Origin of the sequence: Bartonella bilalgolemi (assembly GCF_023500045.1) — a bacterium.
GTDB lineage: Bacteria > Pseudomonadota > Alphaproteobacteria > Rhizobiales > Rhizobiaceae > Bartonella > Bartonella bilalgolemii.
Window position 1 is genome coordinate 16,860 of the sequence record NZ_JAMCOF010000002.1, and the last position, 23,295, is coordinate 40,154.

Below are 23,295 nucleotides of genomic sequence, written 5' to 3' on the forward strand. Positions count from 1 at the left end.
TAGTCGCTAAAGATATTCTGTCTTGTATGCGCATAGACTGAGAGAGAAGAAGAGATATTTCATCAAGATGAGGAAAAAACATGGATGATTATGAAAAGTTTGCAACAGGATTACTAATTGTTTTTGGAATGCTGATTATTAGTGGTTTAATGGCAGTGCATATTGTAACTATGAATAAACCCGGTTTTTTGTTTGCATTATTAGCTGCTATTATTGGTTGGTTTTCTGCTTTTTCAATTTTATTAGATAAACCTAAAATTTATTTAGGAATGATTATTCTTGCCATTTTATCTGTCGCTGCTTCTATTAGCACTTATATTAAGTGAAACAGAGTGAGTTAAAGTGTTTTTATTTATATGCGTGCCTATCTGATAGGCGCGCGCTATCCATATTGGACATGAAATTGTATATGAAGATAAAAGATTTTTAAAGATAAGGACAGAAAAAGGGTTTTATTACGCTATGGCTATAATGTTAGGATTAAGCTATAGAGGTTTTGACAGCACAAAGTTTGTTTTTAAAGAAATGATTTCTTTTTATTAGAAAGCACTTTGTGTTAATCTTTAGTCGTAATGAGCTTTATTTATGGGGATGAGAAATAGAAATGAGAATTGGTTTTCTTGGGACAGGTAAAATTAGTGCTGCAATGGTGGATGGTTTAATGGCAAGCGCTTTTGATGTACAGTCAATTATCATTTCTCCACGTAATGCACAGAGAGCAGAGCATCTTGCGCGTGTATATAAGAAGGTCACCATTGCGGAAAATAACCAAAAATTATTGGACGTAAGTGATTGTGTTTTTCTGTGTTTGCCCAATCAAATTGCAGAAGAGGTATTGTGTTCTCTTTCTTTTCGTTCGGATCAGCTTGTTGTTTCTGTTCTTGCAATGGCACCAACGGTAGAAATTGAGGGATGGATCAACCATAAAGTTTATCGCGCTGTTCCACTGCCTTTTATTGCAGAATGCAAAAATATAACACCAATCTATCCGGATCATCCATTTTTATGCACGATGTTTAATGCATTAGGGGGGGCACTCATCCTTGATGAAGAAGATCAGTTTAATCTTTTCATGACGGCGGGTTCATTGATGGGGGTTTATTTTAATTTTATAGAAACAGCACATCAGTGGTTGGTAAACAAGGGATTAGATCCTATTTATTCAAGAAATTTTCTTAGCGTGATGTTTGGTAATCTTTCTAATGAAATGTGCAAGGAGACAAAAGCCAGTCATTCAACAGCTGTTAATTTTTCCTCCTTTGAAAGGGAATTTTCAACGAAAGGAGGAACCAATGAGTTTTTATCAGATTGCTTTTCTCATCAAGGTGGGCAACGTGCTTTAACAATGGCTCTTGAGAAAACTTTGCAAAAAATAAAAGTTTATCCACAGACTGAATAAAAACTTGATTAATCATTTTTTATTTGATACCGTGCACACAGTGATAGGTTGAATTCTATTTTATTATTCAATAGGCATGATGTCGCTCTATCACTCGCTGCGTAGAACAGCATGTCCCTTTTTTTATTTTTCGTTATAGGGACGATATTATGGGTACAAGTTTACTTACAAATAAATCTGCAATGACTGCATTGCAAACTTTACGTAACATTGATGCTAATTTAGATCGGTCGAAAGATCGCGTTTCGACAGGTTTGCGTATTAATAATGCTTCTGAAAATACTGCATATTGGTCGATTTCATCAATGATGAGACATGACAGTAACACGATGAGTGCTATTGTAGATGCAATTAACTTGGGTAAAGAACAGGTTGGTATTGCTGATACGGCAATTGGTCTTACTAAAGAAGCTCTTGATGATATTCAGAAATCAATGGTTTCCGCTCGTGAAAAAGGAAGTGATGATATTGCCAAGATTCAGGATTCCATTTTAGGAAATATGAAAAATATTTCTAACGCAGTTCAATCAGCTTCTTTTGGTGGAAAAAATATTCTCTCCAATGGAGGTCAGACTGTTGGTATGGCAGCAGGGTATCGACGTGAAGGCACAGCTGTTTATGTTGATATGATTGATGTTGGTGGTGCAGAATTGAATTTTGGTGTTATTGGTCCTGATGGTACGATTGATATGTCTCAAGGTGTCTTGGGAGATATTTTTGGAACTAGTAAAGGAGAGGGTGGAGAAGATGTCGTTGCGAAGGGAGTTGAAGAATTCAGTGCTGCGCATGCTACGTATAAGGCATTAGAAGATACTGCAACGAAGGCAAAGGCTGATCTTGCTAAGGCAGAAGCTGCGCTTGCCGCCAATCCTGAGGATGAGGCTGCTAAAACAGCTGTAGAGACAGCTAAAAAGGCTGTAGAAGAGGCTGACAAGGCTGTAGAAGAAGGCAAAAAAGAGTACGATAAAGCAAAAGGTGAATTCCAAGGTGTGCTTAATGGTATGACTTTAACTGATTTTACTGAATTAAAAGGTGTTGGCGAGCTGCATACAGATATACAACGTATGATCGTGACAAGTGTTCAGAATACAGTACGTGATGCAGTTAATGTGACTTTGACTGCAGGTTCTAAAATTGGAGCTGCTGTTAACTTGGTAAATATTCAGCTAAACTTTGTTAAAAAGTTGCTAGATAATATTGAAGTGGGTATTGGTGCGCTTGTTGATGCTGATATGAATGCAGAATCTGCTAAGTTGGCTGCTCTGCAAGTTCAACAACAGCTTGGCATTCAGGCTCTTTCTATAGCTAATCAAGGAAGTCAGAATATTTTAGCTTTGTTTCGTAATTAATTTGAGTATAGTTTTAGTAGTAGATTAGTAGTAGAGTAGAAAGGCTATGCACTGCATAGCCTTTTTTTTGGTGTTGCAAATAAAGTAAGTGATGAAGTGAGTTAAATGGGAGATTTTACTGTAATTATCCAAAGCTTATGTTTGAAGATATAATGTACAATGCTGTTCTTTTTATTTTAGGCACTGATTACATCAATTATGCAATATTAAAAATATTAAGAATTGTTTTGAATAAAATGCATTCTTGATTGAATTTGTAATATCCAATTTTGTAGTAAAGATACTTCGTTACATATTTTGATAAACGGGTCCTTCATTTCCCTGTGGACAGATCCAATGAATGTTTTGATTAGGATCCTTTATATCACAAGTTTTGCAATGTATACAATTTGAAGCATTGATCATATAAGTTTCATGATCATCATGTTTTATCCATTCATAGACAGCGGCAGGACAGTAGCGTGTCGAAGGACCTCCATAGACTGCATATTCAGAGTTTTTTTGTTTTTCTATGGAAATTACTTTGAGATGGCAAGGTTGGTTCTTTTCGTGGTGTGTATTTGAAAGAGCTACACTAGAAAGACGATCAAAGGTTACAACACCATCTGGTTTAGGATAAGCAATGGGGTAAAATTTTTCCTCTGGTTCAAGACATGCATAGTCTTCTTTTTCATGAGGAAGTGTTCTAAACAAAGAGAAATGGAAAAATTGTTGCCACCATAAATCAAAACCCGCTAGCATGATACCGTATTTGGTACCGTATTTTGCCCAGAGTGGTTTAACATTTCGTACTGTATAAAGATCTTTGCCAATAGGACCTTTGCGCCAGTGGTCTTCAATTTCTGTAACTTCATCATGGGCACGACCTTGGGTAAGAGCTGTGGCGATTCTTTCAGCCGCTAATATGCCAGATAACATAGCATTATGTGAACCTTTGATACGAGGTACATTGACAAAACCGGCAGAACAGCCAATAAGCGCTCCACCAGGAAAAGTAAGTTTTGGAACAGATTGCCATCCTCCTTCACTGATGGTGCGTGCACCATAAGCAAGACGTTTTGCGCCTTTAAAGAGCTCGTAGAGTTTAGGATGCGTTTTAAAACGTTGAAACTCTTCAAAAGGAGAGAGATAAGGGTTTTTATAGTCTAAATGCACGACAAAACCAACGGAAATTAAATTTTCTGCTTGGTGATAGAGAAAACCTCCACCACCAGTATAATTATCCAATGGCCAACCAACGAAATGTTGAATTAAACCGAGCTGGTGTTTTTTAGGATCAATTTCCCATAGTTCTTTAAGTCCGAGAGCAAATTTTTGTGGTTCCCTATCTTTGCTAAGATTAAATTTTTGTATGAGTTGTTTAGCAATGGAGCCACGTGCTCCTTCTGCAATCAGGGTATATTTAGCCAATAAAGCTGTTCCTGGTACATAATTTGTTCCGGGAGTTCCATCTTTTTTAACACCCATATCTCCTGTAAGGACACCAATAACAGCTCCGTGATCATTGCAGAGGATATCGGATACTGGAAAGCCAGGATAAATTGCAACACCCAATTCTTCAGCTTTTTTGCTTAGCCAACGACAGACGTTTCCAAGTGAAACAATATAGCAACCATTATTTGATAAAATTGAAGGGCGGAGAATATTAGGAAAAATTTGCTCATTGTGGGGTGTGAGCAGAAAAAGTTGATCGCTACTAACAGGCGTTGTAAAGGGGTGGTTTTGCTCATTTCTCCATTCTGGCAAAAGTGTATCGATACCAATAGGGTCAATGACTGCTCCTGACAGAATATGAGCTCCAATTTCTATACTTTTTTCAAGCATTATAATAGAAAGTTCAGGATTGATCTGTTTTAAACGGATAGCAGCAGAAAGTCCTGCTGGCCCACCACCTACAATGACGATATCGCATTCTATAGTTTCATGCTGGGGATGTATCTCTGTACTCATGTTTTTACAAGGCTTTTTCCAGTTCAGGAATAATATGATGAAGATCACCTACGAGAGCGTAATCAGCAATATGCATAATGGGAGCCTCCTTGTCATTATTAATAGCAACGATGGTTTGTGCATCCATTATTCCAGCCAGATGTTGGATGGCTCCGGAGATTCCAATAGCAATATAAAGTTTAGGAGCAACGACTTTTCCTGTTTGTCCGATTTGCCAATCATTAGGGGCATAGCCTGCATCGACTGCTGCTCGGCTTGCTCCTAAGGCAGCTCCGAGCTTGGTTGCAAGCGGCAAAAGTAGTGCTTTAAACTGCTCTTCCGAACCGAGACCTCGTCCACCTGATACAATAATGTGTGCTGAAGTAAGATCTGGACGATCACTTTTGTTTATTTCTTCCTTGACGAAGAAAGAAAGATTTGGGTTAGGAGCTGGCGTTATTGTTTTAATAGGGGCAGCATTTCCTTTGGATGTTGGCGGGAAAGAAGCCGTACGTACTGTTATAATTTTTTGACGATCATTTGTGCGTACGGTTTCAATAGCATTACCAGCATATATTGGTCGTTTGAAGGTATCAGAGGCGACAACAGCAATAATGTCTGAAATTTGCATGAGATCAAGAAGAGCAGCGACGCGTGGCATGACATTTTTTCCAGTTGTTGTTGAAGCTGCTATGATCACATCATAAGTGTTCGCTTGTTCAACAATTGTGGCTGCTATGGGCTCAGCTAATTGATGTGCTAAATAATCAGCTTCGGCAACAAGTACCTGCCGAACGCCAATCAATTGAGCACAGTTTTCAGCAATAGCATGAACCTTCATTCCACAAACGAGAATGTCTATATCGCTACCAATTAATTGAGCCGCAGTGAGAGCTTTCGCTGTTTCTTGTGCTAAGGAATGGTTATTGTGTTCAGCTAATAAAAGAATTGCCATAAGTTATTGCCCTTTTATGCGTTATTACTTTTGATTATTTGTTAGCATACTTTAAATGCAATTTATTTTTTTGAGTACATTAATAAGCTCAGTGACATTTGCTACTTTTGTACCAGTTTGACGGGGTTTGGGTTCTTCAATGCTAAGCATTGTGAGGCGTTTTTGCGTATCAACGCAAAGATTAGCAATATCCTTTTGCTCAATGGGTTTCTTTTTAGCTTTTATAATATTAGGAAGAGAGGTATATCGTGGTTCATTAAGCCGCAAATCAACAGTCATAATCATGGGAAGAGGAAGACAAATAGTTTGTGTGCCATTATCTACTTCTCGGGTGACTTGAGCTCGTCCATTTTCTATATTTAAACATGAAGCAAAAGTGGCTTGTCCCCAACCAAGAAGACCTGCGAGCATTTGGCCAGTTTGATTGCATTCATCATCAATGGCTTGTTTCCCTAAAAAGACCATATCTGGTTTTTCTTCAAGAATAATAACTTTTAAGGTTTTAGCAATTGCTAAGGGTTCGAGTATTTCATCAGTTTTTACAAGGATAGCGCGATCTGCTCCCATTGCAAGTCCTGTTCGTAAGGTTTCTTGTGCTGCTTCTGGCCCAATTGAGACAAGAATAACTTCTGAAATTTTTCCAGCTTCTTTTTGTCGAATTGCTTCTTCTACAGCGATTTCATCAAAAGGGTTCATAGACATTTTAACATGGGATAAATCAACACCTGTGCTATCAGATTTAACACGTATTTTGATATTATGATCAATAACACGTTTGACAGCGACAATTATTTTCATGACGATCCTCTTTGTTTATGTGTCTACGAGTTTATAGTAATAATTATGAGAAACCAAATCATTTAAAATTGAATTTTATCATAGTTATTTTTAGTTATATAAGCTTCTTTATATTTATTTGTATTTTTCTCTTTTTATTTTTAACGCATAGTTTTTGTTTAATCTCAATTTTTATTATATTTGATTGTAAAAATACGTTTAGTCTCCTTAATCTTATACAATTATTTTCAATTTTTTATTATTCTTAAAGCTCTATTTACTAAAATAGGTCACATTTTTCATTAATTAATGTGATTCATATTAGATATAAGTAAGAGGTAGAATCTGTGAATATTAAACATGATGTTCTGAAGCCAGTTCAACAAAAACATTCTTTTACTTCTACTGTTAATCAAATTCAGGAAATACAGGCACCTTCTGAAATAAGGATGTCAGATATTTCTGCTAAGTTACGTTATGTTTATGAAAAAATGCAGATAAAAAAAACGCATAATCAGTCGGCTAAGCAGCGCCCTGTAGATGATAGTATAAAATCTTATTTAAATGAAATTAGTCGGGCAATTTTGGCTGAGCATTACGCTCGGAATCAGAAAGAAAAAAAACTTTTTGAGAATTTAGAACAGATTAAAACACTGGTTCAGGCTCTTCTTTATGAAAAAGAAAGTTCACAAAAAACAATAATAAAAAAGTGCAAGCCTTCTTCAAAATCAATTAATTCAGCTGTGCACTATCTTGCACATATGGTTTGTGAAGAAAATAAGAATTCTCAATCTTATGAAACATCCAATATTTTGAAAAAAGATAAGATGCAGCCAGTACAAACAAATAACAGGGGTACATTAGAACAAGAGAATATAAGCTCCTTATCAACGGATTTTGCGAAACCATTGAAAAATTCTCTAACAAATAAAAATTCACCCGACGTTCAATTCTTAAGTGGTTTCTTTACAGGAGTTCGGCGTGCATTTTCTTTCAAAGAATAGTTTTTATAATATACTTTTACGTTATTATGTAGTCTTATCTATTATTAGTTTTGGTATGTTGCTATTCAGTTATATAAAGGATATGAGAGGTGTGTTATGAATACTAATTCATAGCTTTACGGAAAGGAAATATGTACAATATTGATATTGTATTATAAAAATAAAGAATATTGAAAGAAGAAATTAAAAACAAATCTTAAATTTTTGAATATTTTGAATTAGTGAGCATTTATTTACCAATTGCTGAATTGTCATTGAGTATGCTAATTTTAATTGGCATGGGGGCAGTCGTTGGTTTTTTTTCAGGCCTTTTTGGAATTGGTGGTGGTTTTTTAATTACGCCTTTATTGATTTTTTATAATATCCCTCCTACCATTGCTGTTGGAACAGGAGCTAATCAGGTAATCGCGTCATCTGTAACGGGAGCAATTACGCATTTTAAAAAACGTACTCTTGATATTAAACTTGGTATTCTTTTGGTAATTGGAGGGGGAATTGGATCTTTTATCGGTATTCAAGTTTTTTCTCTTCTTAGGCAACTAGGGCAGTTAGACTTTATCATTTCACTTCTTTATGTCTTCCTTCTTGGAAGTATTGGGAGTTTGATGATGGTTGAAAGTCTATGTGCTCTGATGCGACAGCACAAAAAAAAAGAAATCACTCCTCACTCTCCTAGTTATTATAATTGGATCGATCGATTGCCGTTTAAAGTTTATTTTCAAGCATCGATGATTTGTGTAAGTATTATTCCAGTTTTAGGAATTGGTTTTGTTGTGGGGCTATTATCTTCTATTATGGGCGTTGGTGGGGGATTTATTACAGTGCCAGCACTGATTTATCTTTTACGTGTTCCAACTACTGTGGTGGTTGGAACTTCACTTTTTCAGATGACATTCGTATCAGCTTTTACTACTGTTTTGCAAAGTGTAAGTAACCAGTCAGTTGATATTGTTTTAGCTTTTTTACTTACAATTGGAGGAGGGATTGGAGCTCAATACGGAGTAAGGGCTGGACAAAAGTTAAAAGCAGAACAATTACGTTTGGCACTTGCGTTTCTTGTCATAATTGTATGTATGCGTTTAGCTTTCCAATTATTTATACGTCCTGATAATCTTTTTTCTCTTGTTATTCTTATGAGATGATAATGGATAAATTATTCCTCTTATTTATCATGGTAAGTTGGTTTTGTGTCGTTTCTTTTTCTATAAAGGCACAGGGCAGTGAAGGAATTATATCAGGAGAGAAGGAAGTTGTTCAAATTATTGTTACAACAAATACGATCACAGTTGGTGCAAATTTTTCTGGTCATGATCTTTATATTGCTGGTGTTTTAGAAAATATGAATCCGTTATTTCGTCAACAAGATCGTTACGATGTCATTGTTAGTTTAGAAGGGCAAACTCGATCGATGATTGTGCGAAAAAAGAAACGTAAGGCAGGAATATGGATTAATGCAGATTGCGTAACTTTTAAAAATGCTCCTCTATTTTACTCAGTGGTAACGACGCGTGAAATTGAGAATGTCACTGATACTGAGAGTTGTAAACGTTTAGGTTTAGGGTTATCTTATTTTTTTCTTTCAACTGATGAAAAAGATCAGGAAAAAATACAAAGTTTCCGTAATGAGTTGATAAATTTACAGAAAGCTAAAAATCTCTATCATGAAGAAGTGGGTGGTGTTTATTTTGGTTCTGGTTCATTATTTACGGCACATTTTCAATTACCTGCAAATATTCCTGTTGGACGTTATCATGTGAATGCTTACCTTTTCCGTGATGGGCAGTATATAAGTAGTGCGACAACTACTCTTGAAATCGTTAAAGCACATATTGTCTATACAATTTTTCATGAAGCGCGCAAACATAGTTTTTGGTATGGAATAGTTGCAGTGCTTGTTGCTATGGCTACAGGATTTTTATGCCGTTTTGCTTTTCGGAAAGACTAGAATAAAAAAACTCTAAGGTGTTTAATTTTTTTGTTGAACGATTATATAAAAAAGAGAAATAATATTGTTGTACTGCCTAAATATAAACTTCTTTTTCTGAAAAATTATTCAATAAATAAATATTTATATGCGATAAGAGTGAATGCGATATTGATGCTAAAATAACATGGAAAAGATTTAAAAAGATTATAATTCCTGTTGTCGGTAAAGATTAAAAAGTTTATCTTATTCTAGAATAAGGTGAATAGGTTTATCTTCAAGAAGATGTGCTATATACAAAAAATAATGACAACATAGTAATCTTATCACTGCACTTTAGTCTATCATCAATATAAGCGAATTGAATAATACGATGGATTTGTTTCTTGAAAAATCAGTAGCAACAAATGTGGCAGAGTTTAGTGTTTCTGAAATAGCAGGAGCTTTAAAGCGTATTGTTGAAGAAAAGTTTGGTTATGTACGAGTGCGTGGGGAGATATCAGGTTATCGCGGTGTACACGCTTCAGGACATGCCTATTTTGCTTTAAAAGACGATAAAGCTCGATTAGAAGCTGTTATTTGGCGAGGTGTAATAGAAAAGCTCCAATTTCCTCCTGAGGAAGGAATGGAAGTGGTTGCTGTAGGTAAGTTAACAACTTATCAGGGATCATCAAAATATCAAATTATTATTGACACTCTTGAGCCAACAGGGGTTGGCGCTTTGATGACTCTTTTAGAAAATCGTAAGAAAAAATTTGCAGATGAAGGCTTATTTGATAATGCAAAAAAGAAAAAGTTGCCTTATATGCCTCGAATTATAGGAGTCGTGACATCACCAACAGGAGCTGTTATCCGTGATATTATTCATCGTATATCAGATCGTTTTCCTTTACATATTTTGGTTTGGCCTGTACGAGTTCAGGGAGAGACCAGTGGTCAAGAGGTGGCTGCTGCTATTGCTGGGTTTAATGCGTTGCCTTTAGAGAGTGCTCTATCTAAACCTGATCTTATTATTGTGGCGCGTGGTGGGGGGAGTTTAGAAGATTTATGGGGATTTAATGATGAAGCAGTTGTCCGTGCCGTTAGTGCATCTGCTATTCCAATTATTTCTGCAGTTGGACATGAAACAGATTGGACACTCATTGATTATGTTGCAGATTGGCGAGCACCCACTCCTACAGGAGCAGCAGAAAGAGCTGTACCAGTTAAATTCGATCTTGAAACGCAATTAGCCTCACTTAGTTTACGCTTTCGTGTGGGATCAGCGCGTTATTTTAGTTTTTATAAACAAAAATTATCTATTGTTGTACGAGGCCTTCCTACTGTTGATCAGTTATTTGCTTTGCCGCGGCGTAGCTTTGATGAAATTTCAAGCCGGTTGCAACGTGCTCTTTGTGTTAACTATGATAAAAAACGTTTTTGTTTTTATACACTTGTTATTCGGCTTTCTCCACGTTTGTTGAATACTAAAAAAGCCCAACAAAATACAAAAGAGTATACAGTACGTCTTCATCACGCTTTTTTACGTAATGTTGAAAAACAACGTGTCCAAATAGAAATGGCATTTAGACTTTTAAAAAGTACATCTTATCAAAGTATTTTAGAGCGTGGTTTTGTTTTAGCTTTAGGGCAAGAAAATAAACCAATTAAACGATTAGTGCAGTTTCCTAGAACAGGACAGATAAGCTTACGATTTTTTGATGGTGAAGTTAATGTTTCAACCTGTAATTCTGTTTCTAAAAATTTTCCAAAGTCTAAGTGTTTAAAGCGGCAGAAAGATGATCAAGGAACGCTTTTTTGATATGGTGAATGTTCATGCTTGATGAAGGTCTTCTTATGGGGAAGGATGGAAAAATTCGTTGTTCATGGGCAGGGACTGATCCACTTTATTGCGCTTATCATGATGATATATGGGGAAAACCTGTTTTTGATGATCATCGTTTGTTTGCACAAATATGTCTTGAAGGTTTTCAAGCAGGGCTTTCTTGGTTAACAGTTTTAAGAAAAATATCCAATTTTCATCATGCTTTTGATTATTTTGATTTTGAAAAGATTGCACAGTATGATGAAGAAAAGATAGAAATATTAATGCAAGATAAAGGGATTATTCGCCATCCAGGTAAGATTAGATCGGTTGTCAATAATGCTCTTAAAGCCCAGGAAATTATAGCAGAATGGAGCAGTTTATCTCGTTATTTTTGGTCTTTTCAGTTACTACAGTCTGAAAGATATGAGAAGACAGATTTTCAGATATGGAAAACTAATTCTGTAACTCCTGCTTCTATTCGTCTTTCTAAAGATTTAAAAAAGCGTGGTTGGACATTTGTTGGTCCTATTACTTGTTACGCTTTTATGCAGGCAGTAGGGATCGTTAATGATCATCTGGAAGGATGTTTTTGTCGATAAATTTGTAAAATATTTAAGCACTATTGTAAAATTTTTATAATACGAAATAATATGGAGAAACTAATATTTGGCTGTTTATGCAGGGTGTATTAGATCTTAATGATGGATCTATTTTAAAATGAATAAAATGCATTGAGTTGTATGTTATCTTTTGATTATATTAGTCTTCAACAGTGATTGGAGGGATTGGTATTCTGTATTTTTATAGAGTTTTGAAAACTTTAAATGCAAAGAGGGCTTGCTTTTTTTAGTTTGGTCTTTAAAAGTTAAATAGCTTTTAATCGAAATTTTCTGATGTGAATTCACTGATTTACATGTAAGTAGCTGATCTATATAATGAAATTCTGGAAGGAAAGTCCATGAATATGAAAAAGAGTGTGTTTAAAGCGAGCTGTTTTTTTATTTCTACTCTTATGTTTATGAACATGTTTTGGCAAAAAACACTAGCAAAAGCACCTGGTGATACGCTCGTAATGGCGTGGAATCTTGATGCAATCAAGACGTTTGATCCAGCACAAATAAATGATGTTTATAGTCATGAAATTATTCTCAATATTTGCTCTAGCTTGGTTGATTCTTCTCCCGATAATGCAACTAAAATTGTCCCTAGTTTAGCAAAGAGTTGGGATGTTTCTGGCAAGAATAATACAGTAATTACTTTTCATTTGCGCGATGATTTGAAGTTTGCTGATGGTCGATCTGCTAATGCTAGTGATCTTGTTTGGAGTATGAAACGGATTGTTAAATTGGATATGGCAGGTGCAGCAGCATTTAAAGAGTATGGTATTACCGAAGAAACAGTTGATGCTGCTATTCAAGCGCTAGATGAAAAAACTGTTGTGATGAAATTTGATAAGCCATATCCAGCAGAGCTCATTCTTAATAGTATTGCCGCTAATCGTGTTGCTCTTTTACTTGATCGTGAAACAATTATAAAACACGAGAAGAATGGTGATATGGGAAGCCAATATCTAACGACTCATTCTGCTTGTGTTGGACCCTATCAGTTAATAAAATGGCGTGCAGGGGAAGCAGTGTTGTTGGGTGTTAATCCTCATTATTGGGCAGAAAAACCGAAGCTCAAAAAAGTTCTGATCCGTCATGTTGCTGAGCCAAGTACACAACGTTTGTTACTAGAAAAAAAAGATATCGATGTAGCACGTGATTTGACAGTAGAGATTTTAGAAGATCTTGAAGAAAAAACAGATGTTAGGATTGAAAAAAAATTACAGCCAGGCATGTTTTATTGGGGATTTAATATGACACATCCTATTTTAGCCCATGAAAAAGTGCGTTTGGCTATGCGTTATCTCATCGATTATGAAGGGCTTGGCAAAACAGTGTTGAAGGGTGTTGGTATTCCTCGTGCTAGTTTTATGCCTATCGGAAGTTTAGGGGCTTTAAATGAAAAAGAAGGGTTGCCTTTTAAGCTTGATCTTAAGAAGGCTAAACAGCTTTTAACTGAAGCAGGTTATCCAAATGGATTTCAAATAAGTGTTCTTATAGGGGCTTCTAATTCTTTGCAGATTATTCAAGCCATTCAAGATAATGCAGCAAAGGTTGGTATCCATCTTAAAATTCAACGTCTTGCAGGAACACAGCTTTTTTCAAAAGTTTCTGCACGTGCTTTTGAAACAGTTATACTGGGATGGAATAGCGAATCTCTAGATCCTCATACGACAGCTTCACGGATTATTTATAATCCTGATAATCGGTTTGAAACTAAAAATACAGCTTATCCTAGTTGGCAACATGGATATTTTGATGAAGAGATGAATCAACAAGTTCAAGACGCTTTGTTTGAAAAAGATGAAGCAAAACGAATACAAAGATATGTTGATTTACAAAACGAATTTATGCAAAAAGGACCTTATGCTTTTCTATATCAGAAATATAATGTAGTAGCCATCTCTCCCGTTATTAAAAAATGGGTTTGGAATGGTGCCCCGCGCGTTTTCTATCACGCAATTGAAAAGTAAATGCATATTGTAATTATGTGAAATATAAAGGACAAGTAATTAGGGAAATGGAGTAAAAGTATATTTCTCTATACACAGGATAATAAGAATAAGATGCTGTATTATATTGAAAAGTCATCATTGAGTTTTGTTTGAAAGGGTGAAGTAAATATACAAAATGGAAACAAAATGGTTGTATAGGAAAATTTTTCAAAGAATTTATGCTTTATTAGGATCAATTGTTTTTTTTAGTGGATTAATGCCAATAGTGCTGCATGCGTCACTTAAAAACACATTAACAATGGCATGGAATATTGATTCAATTACCAGTTTTGATCCAGCGCAATCTGTGGAAGTAGTAACGAGTGAATTATTAACTAATATTTGCAGTGCGTTAGTACAGTATGATCCACATAACTTCACAGAAATTCAGCCTGCCATGGCCAAATCTTGGGATGTTTCAGATGATGGGAGAAAAATCATTTTTCATCTTCGTGATGATTTAAAATTTGATGATGGAAGATTAGCTACTGCACAAGATCTTGCTTGGTCAATGCAACGGGTTGTTAAATTAGGATTGGGTTATGCTCAATCTTTAAAAGATTATGGATTTACTAAAGATAATGTTGAAACAAATATTCAAGCTCTCGATGATAAAACTTTACAAATGCAATTTGATAAACTTTATCCTCTGCGTCTTATATTGACTGTAATTGGGCAATCTTATGCTTCTGCTTTGCTTGATCGGCAGAAACTTGAAATGCACGCTGTTAATGATGATATGGGAAATAAATACTTAGCTACTCATTCGGCTTGTGTTGGTCCCTATAAATTAGTGCGTTGGTCTCCTGGAGAGCGGGTTGTTTTACAGGCAACACAACATTATTGGGGAGAAAAGCCAAAAATTGAGCGGATTTTAATATTTCATGTAGCTGACTCAGCGAGTCAGAGATTTCTTTTGGAAAAGGGTGTTGTAGATATATCCCGTGATCTCTCTTCAGAGGATATATTGGATATTGAGAAACAAGAAGGGCCTCTTGCAATTCATCGTGTTTTGCGTCCACAGTCTGTTTACCTTTCATTGAATAACAAGAATGTAATTTTTGCCGATGAAAAAGTACGTTTGGCATTTCGTTATCTAGTCGATTATGATATTCTTGGTAAAACTGTTTTAAAAGGGATTGCTATCCCTCGTGCAAGTTATATGCCCTTAGGGGTACCAGGCGCTTTAGATAAAAAAGAGGGTGTGCCATTTAAGTTGGATTTGAAAAAAGCAAAACAGTTAATTAATGAGGCGGGCTATGTAAATGGCTTTAAGGCTAATCTCTTAATTGGCAGTTTGTCCTATATGTCATCTGTTGCGCAGATTATTCAAGAAAATGCAAATAAAATTGGTATTGAACTCACCATTGAAAAAATGTCACAGGCCCAATTATTAAGCCGCGTTCGTAGTGGAAATTATGATGTTGCTATTATGAGTTGGAATACAGCTGATCCTGATGGACATGCATCTTCATGGAATCATGTTTTTAACCCTGATCCAACATTCACTAAACCGTATAATATGCATTTGGCTTGGCGGGTTGGATATTATGATGCAAAGGCAAATAAGATGACGATGGATGCTTTATTCGAAAAAGATAAAAGTAAACGCTTTGAGCAGTATCGGGAACTACAAAATTATATTTTAAATCACGGTCCTATGGCTTATTTATTCCAGACATATTATACTATTGGAATAGGACCTGCAGTGAAAAAATGGGTCTGGAATAGTTTCAGACTTTATTATAATAAAGCTGAAAAATATATGCAATCAAATGATGAATGAAGTCATATGTGATGTATGGTTAAAATTTGTTTGACTGTGTGGCGGGAAATATCACCAGACTTATGTCTCATAAGTGGGTAGGGAAATATTATGATAACTTCATCATTGTCAAAAACCGATATAGCGGTATTATCAAATCAGAAAAATTTTTATATATGGGTTTTTTTTGTAAAAGTTTTTAAGCTTTTGATTTCGGTATTTATTACGTTAATTGGTTTAATAACAATTACTTTTTTTATTGGTCGCATTCTTCCTTTAGATCCTGTTATTGCTATTCTTGGAGATAATATCAGTCAAGAAGCTTATGATAAAATGTTCTATCGCTTGGGCCTTGATCAGCCATTGATTATCCAATATTGGACCTATCTTCAAAATATTTTTCTGTTTGATTTTGGAGATTCTTTGATTTCAGGGCGCCCTATTTTAGAAGATATCATGCATGTATTTCCTCCAACGCTGGAATTAGCAACAGTTGCTATTATTATTGGTACAAGCTTTGGTATTCCATTTGGTATTATTGCAGCAATGTATCGTAATTCACCCACTGATTATTTTGTCCGTCTTTTTACATTGTGTGTTTATTCAACGCCAACTTTTTGGCTTGGGTTGATGGCATTATTGGTATTTTATACTAAGCTCGATTGGATTGGTGGTCCAGGACGTATTGATTTTATTTATGAATACTCTTTTGAAGTTAAGACGGGATTTTTTCTTTTGGATACTGCAATACAAGGGCAATGGGAGGCTTTTGGCAACGTTTTCAGCCATATTATTATGCCTGCTTTAATTCTAGCTTTTGGTGCTATGGCTTATATTAGTCGTATGACTCGTGGATTTATGATTGAACAACTAAATCAAGAATATATTATTACTGCACGTGTTAAAGGATTATCATGGCGACAAACAGTCTGGAAGCATGCTTTCCGCAACGCTGCTGTTCAAATTATTACTGTTGTTGGACTTTCTTATGCTTTTTTATTAGAAGGTGCTGTGTTAACAGAAACCGTTTTTGCTTGGCCTGGATTTGGACGTTATTTAACTAATGCCCTTTTAGCAGGTGATATGAATGCGGTTGTAGCCTGTACATTGCTTATAGGGAGCTTCTTTATTGTTATTAATTTACTTTCTGATTTATTTTACAATATCTTCGATCCAAGGACACGTTAAATTATGGCAATATTGCACGAGAATAAATCACAATTAAGACATTGGTTAAATGCGCCTGCTCCACAGTCAGTTATTCAGGCGAATACACAGAAATTTTATCATTCGTTCATCAGATTTTTTCATAATATTTCTGCTTTATTGGGTTTTGTTATTATTTTTTTTGTTATTTTGTGTGCGATTTTTGCACCTTGGATTGCTACCCATGATATTGTAAGCAATGACCTTGCTCATCGACTTCTGCCACCATCTACATCGCATTATTTAGGAACAGATGAGTTAGGACGTGATATTTTTAGTCGCTTAATTTTTGGTATGCGTATTACCCTTTATATTGTTTTTCTAACTACGATTATTGTGGCACCTATAGGGCTTATTGTAGGGACGACAGCTGGATATGTAGGAGGATGGGTTGATACAATTTTGATGCGTATTGTTGATGTTTTTCTTGCTTTTCCAAGTTTGATTTTAGCACTTGCTTTTTCAGCTGCTTTAGGACCAGGTATTGAAAATGCTGCAATTGCGATTTCAATTGCAGCATGGCCACCAATTGCACGTTTAGCGCGTGCTGAAACTCTGACAATACGCTCATCTGATTATGTTTCTGCTGTTCGTCTACAAGGAGCATCTTCTTGTCGAATTATTCTATTCCATATCGCACCGATGTGTATTCCCTCGGTAATTGTACGGTTAACATTGAATATGTCTGCGATTATTTTAACGGCTGCAGGTCTTGGTTTTTTAGGATTAGGTGCTCAGCCACCCAGTCCTGAATGGGGGGCTATGCTTTCAACCGGTCGTGAATTTATGATGACAAGTTGGTGGTTGGCAGCAGTTCCCGGTTGTGCAATATTGCTTACAAGCCTTGCTTTTAATCTTTTAGGCGATGGACTTCGTGATATATTGGACCCGCGCAATGAATAAAAAATTATTAGAGATAGAAGATTTACGCATTTCATTTCCTATAACAGGTGGTATTTCAGATGTTGTGCGTGGTGTTAGCTTTTCTGCTGGGAAAGAAAAAATTGGAATTGTTGGAGAATCTGGATCCGGAAAATCAATAACTGGACGTGCGATTTTAAAACTAAATCCGAAGTCAGCAATCGTTAAAGCTAAAAAAATGCGTTTTGATGATATAGACTTATTATCTGCGAATGAATCTCAGATGCGTGCTATTCGCGGAAAACGTATTGCAATGATTTTACAAGATCCAAAATATTCACTTAATCCGTTAATACGAATTGGGGATCAGATCATAGAAGCTTACCGCGTTCATTATCGTGTTTCAAAAATAGATGCATGGGAACAGACAATTTCTATGTTAGAATCTGTTCATATTCGTAATCCTGAACATGTTATGCGATTATTTCCTCATGAAATATCAGGTGGAATGGGACAGCGGGTTATGATTGCTATGATGCTTATTTCAAAGCCTGATTTAATCATTGCTGATGAGCCAACATCTGCACTTGATATAACAGTTAGATCTCAGGTTTTAACGGTGTTGGATGAGCTTGTGACAAAATCTGGAATGGGTCTTATTTTCATTAGTCATGATTTGAATATGATTGCTAATTTTTGTGATCGTGTTTTGGTAATGTATGCTGGTCGTATATTGGAAGAATTGTCAGCATCTGATTTGTCTCGTGCATGCCATCCCTACACAAAAGCTTTGTTGGCAAGTTTGCCACGGCTTGATAATCCAGTTGATGTTTTAGCTGTTCCTGAGCGGGATCCTAGTTGGTTAAATGGACCTACGATTGTTAATGGTGTTGAAAGAGGTTAGTATGACCAATTGTGAAAATATTGTTGACGTTTCTGATTTATCTGTGACTTTTGGACGTAGTTATCGAGCAGAGCCGGTTGTAAAAAATGTCAATTTTTATATTAAGCGTGGTGAAGCTTATGGTTTGATTGGTGAATCAGGATGCGGTAAATCAACTATTTTGAATGCATTAGTTGGATTGGTTCCCTGTTCTAGTGGACGTTTCATTTTTGATGGAAAAGAAGTCTCACAGAAAAAAGACAAGGCTTTTCTACGTCGTATTCAAATGGTCTTTCAAGATCCTTATGCGTCACTTCATCCAAGAAAAATGATTTATACTGCTCTTTCTGAGGCTCTTTCGATCCATAACATGGACAATAAAAAAGAACGGATAAATGATGTTTTGAATTCTGTTGGTTTAGGCTCTTCATTTTTTTATCGTTATCCACACGAGTTATCTGGAGGTCAACGTCAGCGTGTTGCTCTTGCTCGTGCTTTGATTATTGAACCGGCAGTTTTGTTACTTGATGAACCAACATCTGCATTGGATGTATCAGTGCAGGCTGAAATTTTAAATTTATTAAAATCATTACGAAAAGAAAAACGCTTGACTTATTTAATGGTTTCTCATGATCTTGCTGTTATTGCACATATATGTGAACGTGCTGGGATTATGCACAAAGGTATGATTATTGAAGAGTTAAGCAACGACGATTTACGTCGTTTACATTCAAAAAATGACTATACAAAAATGTTTTTTAAATCCAGTATTGAGGCTATTGTTCATAAAGAAGAGAGAACATTATAAGTATTATGAGGAGGCCAACTTTCTTTTTTAGATAGCTCTTCCCAAAGCTTGGTATTTAAAAAATATAGGGTAAGAAGATAAAATTTTAATGATAGGGTTAGGTTCTGTATATAGGATTACACATGGCTTCATTATAAATTCAAACAATCAATTCTGAATAACTAGTATTATTGTTGTGGTGATACTGCTTTTAACAATTTTCTTATTAAAATTGAAAATAAAAAAATGCAAAAAATAATGATTTATTTTTCTATGATTGTGTTTTTGTCGTTATCTTTTCTCCAATATAATTATATTAAGTCCTTGAGTGATTAAAGGATAGTATTGCTATAGAATTTTTCTTAATAATTTTTTTTTGAGAAGAGTTTATATATTTTTTCTTGATTTCTATTCATCGATTATAAAAAGTTATTTATAATAATTCAGTAGAATTAATGGAATTATATAATGAAAAATTTTCTAAAAAATGTCATAAAATAAACATCGGTAGCGGAGGAGGGATTCGAACCCCCGACACAAGGATTATGATTCCTCTGCTCTAACCTACTGAGCTACTCCGCCAAAATAGATAAATCTTATAAGTTATTTTATCTTTGGCGGATACTAGAAGGTAGAATAGTGAGATGTCAAGCATCGTTTTTAAGCTTTTCTCTTGTTATTCTGTTTCATCCCGGATATGGAATGAGTGAAAGTATGAATTTTATATTATTGACAGAATAAGGCATAAAAAATGGCGCCACGTGTAGCGGTTTTAGGGTGCGGTTATTGGGGTAAAAATCATATACAGACCCTTCAAAATCTTGGAGTTTTAGTAGCGGTTTCTGATGCTGATTCCAATCGCGCTGCGCATTTTGCAAGTACGTATGGTGTTGTAGCTATTACACCCGATAAGCTTTTTACTCATAAAGAGATTGATGCTCTTGTTTTAGCTTTACCCCCACAATTTCATACAGAAAATGCACTACGGGCTCTTAAGAATGGTAAAGATGTTTTGGTTGAAAAACCAATTGCTTTGAATGTAGCTGATGCCGAACTTCAAGTTCAGATTGCTAATGAATATGGGCGGATTTTTATGGTAGGTCATATTTTGTGTTTTCACCCTGCCTTTGAAAAATTATGTGAGTTAATAGAGCAAGAAGCATTAGGGGATATTCGTTATATTTATTCTCATCGGTTAGGTTTCGGTAAATTTCATACACAAAGTAGTGCTTTATGGGACCTTGCTCCCCATGATCTTTCAATGATTTTAACTTTAACAAAATGTGAACCTTCTCAGGTGCATGGAGAAGGATCTGCCATAATTAACCAGCTTTCTGATTTTGCGCATATTCATATGACATTTCCAAATGGTATACGCAGTCACCTTTTTACTTCACGTCTTAGTCCTTATTGTGAAAGGCGCTTAACAGTTGTTGGTACAAAGGCTATGCTTGTATTTGATGATATGGAACCGTGGAATCGCAAATTAGCATTTCACCGTTTTTCTGTTTGGCAGGAGAATAAAGAATGGATTTCTAAGGCTGATAAGATAAATTATATTGATATTTGTGAAGGTTTACCGCTTACCTACGAATTGCAGCATTTTCTAAATTGTATTGAGGCACGTCAATCGCCTCGTACAAATGGAAAAGATGCTATCGCTATTTTGAAAGTTTTAACTGCAGCTAGTATTGATCATTATGAATAAAAAATAAAGTATACTTTCATATTATTGTGATTATCAATGGAGTTAATATGCAATTCATTGACCTTGGAGCGCAACGTGCGCGCATCAAAGATAAAATTAATGCTGCAATTGCGCATGTTATAGCTAGTGGTCAATATATTTTAGGACCAAAAGTAACAGAATTTGAAGAGAAGTTAGCAGACTATCTTGGCGTTAAACATGTTATTGCTTGTGCTAATGGAACAGATGCATTGATGATGCCTCTTATGGCTAAAAATATTGGTCCAGGTGATGCTGTCTTTTGTCCTAGCTTTACTTTTTCTGCAACTGCAGAGGTTGCGGCTTTGGTGGGAGCAGAGCCTGTGTTTGTTGATGTAAAATCTGATACATTCAATATTGATGTTGATAAACTTTGTGAAACAATCGAAATGGTTAAGCAAGAGGGACGTCTTAAACCAAAGGCTATTATTGCTGTTGATTTATTTGGACTTCCTGCTGATTATGATCAAATTTCTCTAGTAGCTAAAAAGGAAAATCTTTTTGTTATTGAAGATACTGCTCAATCGATAGGTGGTAAAAGTGGCGATGTTATGTGTGGGGCTTTTGGTGACGTTGCAGCAACTAGTTTTTATCCAGCAAAACCTTTAGGTTGTTATGGCGACGGGGGCGCTATGATGACCAATGATGATGATATGGCAACCCTTTTACGTTCAATACTGTTTCATGGTAAAGGTAAAACGCAATATGATAATGTACGTATCGGTATAAATTCGCGATTAGATACAATTCAAGCCGCAATTTTGTTGGAAAAGCTTGTTATTTTTGAAGATGAGATAGAAAAACGTGCAGCAATTGCACAACGTTATTCTGAGAATTTAAAAGATATTGTGGCAGTTCCAGAAGTGAAAGAAGATGTTCGTTGTGCTTATGCACAATACACTATTAAGGTAAAAAATCGTGATCAGTTAAAAGCATATTTACAAAAAAATAGCGTTCCTACAATGATTTATTATAATACTCCATTACATTTACAACCAGCTTATAAAAATTTCTCCTATGTAAAGGATTCTCTTTCTGTTTCTGAATATTTGGGAAGTTGTGTCTTAAGTTTACCTATGTATCCTTATTTATCTCAAAGCGATCAAGATAAAATTATTCAATGTATAAGGGATTTTTATAGTGCGTAAAATTTGTAGGAGAATCGCTCTATTTATATAATATGATATATTATGAGGTCTTAATTAATTTAGCCTATATCGTTTTTCATGTTTTATATATCTATTAATGATTTTATACATGCTTCCACTTATGAGGCTGACATCAAGCGGGATTACGGAAGTGAGAGATTAGTACTATTCATAGAAAAAGAAACTGCAAATATCTATGTCAGTATGAAGAAAAACATAAACATCTTATTATTATTACTAATATTTTGATAAAATTGTATATTCTGAAGGGCTGAAAAAAATTTTAAAATAAGAAAAAATTATAAAAGAAATACACTGCTTTGCAGATAAAATTTGCATAATAAGAGTTTATCATTTGCAAATTGGCTATTGTTGATAGTGCGAGTTCATAATGACAAAGTTTTCATGGCATTTATATTAATTAATTATGTTAGTCGTTGATCTTTCAGTCATCGGCTTATCAAGAATATCTTTTATTATTTAGCTGTGATTTAATTTTCAGAGAGAGGAGTTTTTTCAGTATTAGCGATTTTTTTGCGAATATAAGATGCAAGATCGTTTTTGTTTTTAGAATCTTTAGTTAACTTATTAATAGATGAGTGTTTACCTTCTTTCACGGCGATATGAGCCGCTAAAGTGGCTGCTAATTCTTTTGTTTCTTCACATAATTCATGCAATAATTGATCTTTAGCAGAAATATCAAGCTCATCGATTTGAATATTTTTTAGACGTTGTTTATAATGTGCTATTTTTTCGTGCATAGCTTTAATTTCCTTTATAAAAGTATTTGTTGCAAGAATGTTGTTTTTTTTCTCTACTGATTCTGTTTTAGTAGAGAGAAGGGGAGTACATTGCTCAGAAAAATATGAAGGGCAAAGCTGTTCTTGTTGGGGACTAAGTTGTATTTTTAGTTGAGCATATTTTTTTTGTAAAGAATCATATCTTTGTGTATGACGTGCTAATTCTACAGCATGCTGGGCACAAAGAAAGTTGTAATTTGCTTGTATTTCAATAAGTGATAACGGAATTTTTGCAGAAACAGACTGGTATGCAAAATGAAGAATTTTACGCCAAATAAGAGGGGAAACAAGGATTAACAACCAAGAAATGGTTGCAATTCCGAGAATGAAAAAAAGAATTGATTGGATAAACATAATACCTCTTTTCAGTAAGAGT

20 protein-coding genes and 1 tRNA gene are annotated in these 23,295 nt (G+C 35.2%); 16 read left to right on the top strand and 5 right to left on the bottom strand.

The features are described from left to right. The first annotated feature begins 80 nt into the window (after positions 1-80). From M4Z11_RS01445 to M4Z11_RS01455, 3 genes are all read left to right on the top strand, one after another. Complete coding sequence (locus tag M4Z11_RS01445) at positions 81-326, top strand: hypothetical protein (protein ID WP_249675241.1); 246 nt, start codon at positions 81-83, stop codon at positions 324-326. Between the two features lie 278 nt (positions 327-604). Continuing rightward, positions 605-1,399, top strand: coding sequence for a pyrroline-5-carboxylate reductase (locus tag M4Z11_RS01450; RefSeq protein ID WP_249675243.1), 795 nt, complete (start codon positions 605-607; stop codon positions 1,397-1,399). Positions 1,400-1,548: 149 nt separating this feature from the next. Beyond that, a complete protein-coding gene (locus M4Z11_RS01455) occupies positions 1,549-2,748 on the top strand; it encodes a flagellin N-terminal helical domain-containing protein (protein WP_249675246.1) in 1,200 nt (399 codons plus the stop codon). A 288-nt stretch (positions 2,749-3,036) separates the two neighbouring features. Here the strand turns inward: M4Z11_RS01455 and M4Z11_RS01460 are convergent, their stop codons facing one another. The 3 genes from M4Z11_RS01460 to M4Z11_RS01470 are packed head-to-tail and all read right to left on the bottom strand — an operon-like array spanning position 3,037 to position 6,430. Further along, positions 3,037-4,698, bottom strand: coding sequence for an electron transfer flavoprotein-ubiquinone oxidoreductase (locus M4Z11_RS01460; RefSeq protein WP_249675248.1), 1,662 nt, complete (start codon positions 4,696-4,698; stop codon positions 3,037-3,039). A gap of 4 nt (positions 4,699-4,702) precedes the next feature. Then, complete coding sequence (locus M4Z11_RS01465; RefSeq protein ID WP_249675250.1) at positions 4,703-5,632, bottom strand: electron transfer flavoprotein subunit alpha/FixB family protein; 930 nt, start codon at positions 5,630-5,632, stop codon at positions 4,703-4,705. Between the two features lie 51 nt (positions 5,633-5,683). Next, positions 5,684-6,430, bottom strand: a complete 747-nt coding sequence (locus M4Z11_RS01470; protein ID WP_249675255.1) for an electron transfer flavoprotein subunit beta/FixA family protein — start codon at positions 6,428-6,430, stop codon at positions 5,684-5,686. A gap of 326 nt (positions 6,431-6,756) precedes the next feature. Here M4Z11_RS01470 and M4Z11_RS01475 point away from each other — a divergent pair, with 326 nt between their 5' ends. The 11 genes from M4Z11_RS01475 to M4Z11_RS01525 all read left to right on the top strand — a co-directional run bounded on the left by M4Z11_RS01475 (position 6,757) and on the right by M4Z11_RS01525 (position 19,266). Beyond that, positions 6,757-7,413, top strand: a complete 657-nt coding sequence (locus tag M4Z11_RS01475) for a hypothetical protein (RefSeq protein ID WP_249675257.1) — start codon at positions 6,757-6,759, stop codon at positions 7,411-7,413. Positions 7,414-7,634: 221 nt separating this feature from the next. Then, positions 7,635-8,555, top strand: coding sequence for a sulfite exporter TauE/SafE family protein (locus M4Z11_RS01480; protein ID WP_249675260.1), 921 nt, complete (start codon positions 7,635-7,637; stop codon positions 8,553-8,555). A 2-nt stretch (positions 8,556-8,557) separates the two neighbouring features. Then, on the top strand, positions 8,558-9,358 hold the full coding sequence (locus M4Z11_RS01485) for a TIGR02186 family protein (protein WP_249675262.1): 801 nt from the start codon (positions 8,558-8,560) through the stop codon (positions 9,356-9,358). Between the two features lie 352 nt (positions 9,359-9,710). Then, the gene (gene xseA, locus M4Z11_RS01490; protein WP_249675264.1) at positions 9,711-11,138 is read left to right on the top strand and encodes an exodeoxyribonuclease VII large subunit; all 1,428 of its coding nucleotides are present in this window, start codon (positions 9,711-9,713) and stop codon (positions 11,136-11,138) included. A 14-nt stretch (positions 11,139-11,152) separates the two neighbouring features. Further along, the gene (locus tag M4Z11_RS01495; protein WP_249675268.1) at positions 11,153-11,743 is read left to right on the top strand and encodes a DNA-3-methyladenine glycosylase I; all 591 of its coding nucleotides are present in this window, start codon (positions 11,153-11,155) and stop codon (positions 11,741-11,743) included. A gap of 359 nt (positions 11,744-12,102) precedes the next feature. After that, entirely contained in the window at positions 12,103-13,722 is a 1,620-nt protein-coding gene (locus tag M4Z11_RS01500) for an ABC transporter substrate-binding protein (RefSeq protein WP_249675273.1), read from the top strand. 238 nt (positions 13,723-13,960) lie between these two features. Further along, positions 13,961-15,529, top strand: a complete 1,569-nt coding sequence (locus M4Z11_RS01505; protein ID WP_249675667.1) for an ABC transporter substrate-binding protein — start codon at positions 13,961-13,963, stop codon at positions 15,527-15,529. Positions 15,530-15,619: 90 nt separating this feature from the next. Further along, complete coding sequence (locus M4Z11_RS01510) at positions 15,620-16,696, top strand: ABC transporter permease (protein WP_283772485.1); 1,077 nt, start codon at positions 15,620-15,622, stop codon at positions 16,694-16,696. A gap of 3 nt (positions 16,697-16,699) precedes the next feature. Further along, positions 16,700-17,617 (top strand): ABC transporter permease, encoded by a 918-nt coding sequence (locus tag M4Z11_RS01515; RefSeq protein ID WP_249675275.1) that lies wholly within the window; start codon positions 16,700-16,702, stop codon positions 17,615-17,617. Then, entirely contained in the window at positions 17,610-18,479 is an 870-nt protein-coding gene (locus tag M4Z11_RS01520; protein ID WP_249675276.1) for an ABC transporter ATP-binding protein, read from the top strand. Before M4Z11_RS01515 ends, M4Z11_RS01520 begins: the two co-directional genes overlap by 8 nt. 1 nt (position 18,480) lies before the next feature. Then, a complete protein-coding gene (locus M4Z11_RS01525) occupies positions 18,481-19,266 on the top strand; it encodes an ABC transporter ATP-binding protein (protein WP_249675278.1) in 786 nt (261 codons plus the stop codon). A 487-nt stretch (positions 19,267-19,753) separates the two neighbouring features. Here M4Z11_RS01525 and M4Z11_RS01530 read toward each other — a convergent pair. Continuing rightward, positions 19,754-19,827 (bottom strand) — tRNA-Met (locus tag M4Z11_RS01530). A gap of 169 nt (positions 19,828-19,996) precedes the next feature. Here M4Z11_RS01530 and M4Z11_RS01535 point away from each other — a divergent pair. Next, positions 19,997-20,953, top strand: coding sequence for a Gfo/Idh/MocA family protein (locus M4Z11_RS01535; RefSeq protein ID WP_249675280.1), 957 nt, complete (start codon positions 19,997-19,999; stop codon positions 20,951-20,953). Between the two features lie 47 nt (positions 20,954-21,000). Continuing rightward, positions 21,001-22,119 carry a DegT/DnrJ/EryC1/StrS family aminotransferase gene (locus M4Z11_RS01540; protein ID WP_249675281.1) on the top strand — a complete coding sequence of 373 codons (1,119 nt, stop codon included), beginning with the start codon at positions 21,001-21,003 and terminating at the stop codon, positions 22,117-22,119. Positions 22,120-22,610: 491 nt separating this feature from the next. On the opposite strand, the gene M4Z11_RS01545 is transcribed toward M4Z11_RS01540, so the two are convergent. Further along, the gene (locus M4Z11_RS01545) at positions 22,611-23,273 is read right to left on the bottom strand and encodes a hypothetical protein (RefSeq protein ID WP_249675283.1); all 663 of its coding nucleotides are present in this window, start codon (positions 23,271-23,273) and stop codon (positions 22,611-22,613) included. Positions 23,274-23,295: the final 22 nt, after the last annotated feature.